The sequence below is a fragment of the Mesorhizobium sp. M2A.F.Ca.ET.039.01.1.1 genome (assembly GCF_003998035.1).
In the GTDB taxonomy this organism is placed as follows: domain Bacteria; phylum Pseudomonadota; class Alphaproteobacteria; order Rhizobiales; family Rhizobiaceae; genus Mesorhizobium.
The window spans coordinates 1-2,241 of the sequence record NZ_RZRY01000875.1 but is presented as its reverse complement, the minus strand read 5'-3'; the positions used below and the strand labels follow the sequence as shown (position 1 = coordinate 2,241).

The 2,241-nt window shown below is 64.5% G+C and carries 3 protein-coding genes; 2 read left to right on the top strand and 1 reads right to left on the bottom strand.

Annotated features, from left to right (window positions below; all coding sequences use genetic code 11):
• Positions 1-151: 151 nt before the first annotated feature.
• The gene (locus EOA24_RS34960; RefSeq protein WP_126082720.1) at positions 152-832 is read right to left on the bottom strand and encodes a phosphoglycolate phosphatase; all 681 of its coding nucleotides are present in this window, start codon (positions 830-832) and stop codon (positions 152-154) included.
• 160 nt (positions 833-992) lie between these two features.
• Here EOA24_RS34960 and rpiA point away from each other — a divergent pair, with 160 nt between their 5' ends.
• Together rpiA and EOA24_RS34950 are read left to right on the top strand one after the other, a co-directional pair.
• Positions 993-1,724, top strand: a complete 732-nt coding sequence (gene rpiA, locus EOA24_RS34955) for a ribose-5-phosphate isomerase RpiA (RefSeq protein ID WP_126082721.1) — start codon at positions 993-995, stop codon at positions 1,722-1,724.
• On the top strand, positions 1,711-2,241 hold a 531-nt coding region (locus EOA24_RS34950), incomplete at its 3' end, for a DUF2059 domain-containing protein (RefSeq protein WP_127410650.1). The genes rpiA and EOA24_RS34950, both read left to right, overlap by 14 nt.

The window sequence follows — 2,241 nt, the reverse complement described above, 5'->3', positions numbered from 1 at the left end:
CTCTCCCGCTGAGCTAATCGCCCGCCTGTGGCCCGAAGGCCGAAGCGAGCCGCGATATAAGGTAGGCGGGCGCGTGAAGTCAAGGCGATGTGCCGAGGTTATTCCGCGGTTTGATTTCTCTGATTTTCCGTCGGCGGGATTTGGCGCCGGCTCAGCGCGCCGCCGCGATCAGCCGTTCCGCCAGGTCCGGCGTCAGCGTGTCGAAATGCGAGATCACCAGGGTTGGTTCGAATTCGCTCACATGACGGTCGGTGTAGCCGAAATCGACCGCGACCACGGGAATTCCGGCTGCCTTGGCGGTGTCGATGTCGGTCTGCGAATCGCCGACCATCACGGCGCTGCTCGGATCGCCGCCGGCCAGCCGGATGGTCTCGGTGAGATGGCGCGGGTCGGGCTTGCGGAAGGCAAACGTATCCTGGCCGCAGATCGCGGCAAAATAGTCCGACATGCCAAGCGCGCCGATCAGCGTCGCGGAATTGGCTTCGTATTTGTTGGTGCAGACCGCCATCAGGTATCCGGCGGCCTGGAAACGGTCGAGCGCGGCGATTACGCCGGGGTAGGGGCGCGACTTTCCGGGAATGTTCAGTGTGTAATGGTCGAGGAAGAGCTTCAGCAGCCGGTCGTGCTCTTCGGCCATCAGCGCCTTGTTCTGCGCGGCATGCGCGCGTTCGATCATGACGCGGCCGCCATGGCCGACGAAGCGCCTGAAGCCGGCTTCGTCGACGGCGGCCAGATCACTCGCCGCCAGGCTGTGATTGAGGCTGTCGAGCAAGTCCGGCGCGGTGTCGACCAGCGTACCGTCGAGGTCGAAGACAATGATCGGGCGGGTCATGGGCGGTCCTGCGAAATTCTCGTTGCTGCAGCCGATACAGGCTGGTCAGGGTTCAAGCAAGAAGCCTCGATCGGTCCACAGAGCCTTTGACGAGGGAGCCTTTGACGGGACAGGCAAAAATGCTAGGAGGCGCGCGAAACCGGCGAAATCAGGGCTCCCCATGGATGCAAGGCAGTTGAAGGTCGAAGCCGCGCGGGCAGCGCTCGCCCATGTCGGCGACGGCATGCGGCTTGGCATCGGCACCGGCACCACGGCGGACGAGTTCGTGCGGCTGCTGGCCGAGAAGGTTGCGACCGGCCTCAAGATCATCGGTGTGCCGACTTCCGAGCGCACCGCGGCGCTCTGTCGCGAGCTGGGTGTGCCGCTGTCCACGCTCGAAGACACGCCGGAACTCGACCTTACCATCGACGGCGCCGACGAAATCGATCCGGACCTGACCTTGATCAAGGGCGGCGGCGGCGCGCTGCTGCGCGAGAAGATCGTCGCGGCCGCATCCGGGCGCATGATCGTGATCGCCGACAAGTCCAAGCTGGTCGGGACTCTCGGCCGCTTCCCGCTGCCGATCGAGGTCAACCAATTCGGCCTGCGCGCCACCGAGATCGCGGTTCGCGCCGCCGCGGCGAAGCTCGGCCTTTCCGGCCCGGTTACATTGAGGATGACGGGAAGCCAGCCATTTGTTACAGACGGCGGCCACTTTATCCTCGATGCATCTTTTGGCCGCATTCCGGATACAAGAGCGCTTTCGAATGCTCTCTTCGCCATTCCAGGCGTTGTCGAGCACGGTCTATTCATCGGGCTGGCGTCAACGGCCATCATCGCCGGCGGCGACGGTATCGAAACCGTCCATGTCGCCCGAAAACCAGGGAGTTCTATCGACCATGATGTTGCATAAACGGGTTCGCCGCCTTTCGATGTTTCTGGCGGCCTCGGCCGTCCTCGCGCTGTCCTCGCCGGTGTTTGCGCAGGATGTCAGCGAGTCGCACCTGAAGGCCGCGCGCGCGGCCGTCGCTGCGATCCATGCCACGGACTCGTTCGACAACATTCTGCCGCAGGCCGCTGCCGCGCTGGAGTCGCAGCTCATCCAGAAGAACCCCGACATGCAGGAATTGATCGGCAAGACCGTGACCGAGAAGGCGCTCGGCATGGCATCGCGGCGCGCCGACCTCGAAAAGGAAGCAGCGCTTGCCTATGCCAAGGTGTTTTCCGAGAAGGAGCTCAACGACATCGCCGCCTTCTACAGCTCCGATTCCGGAAAGAAGCTGCTGGACAGCGGCCCCGCGGTGACGCGTGACCTCGTGAAGGCTGCCGACATCTGGCAGAACGGCGTTGCCCGCGACCTCGCCCAGCAGGTAGGCGAGACGCTCGCCGCCGCCGCCAAGGCCGCGGCGCCGGCAGCGCCGGCTCCGGAC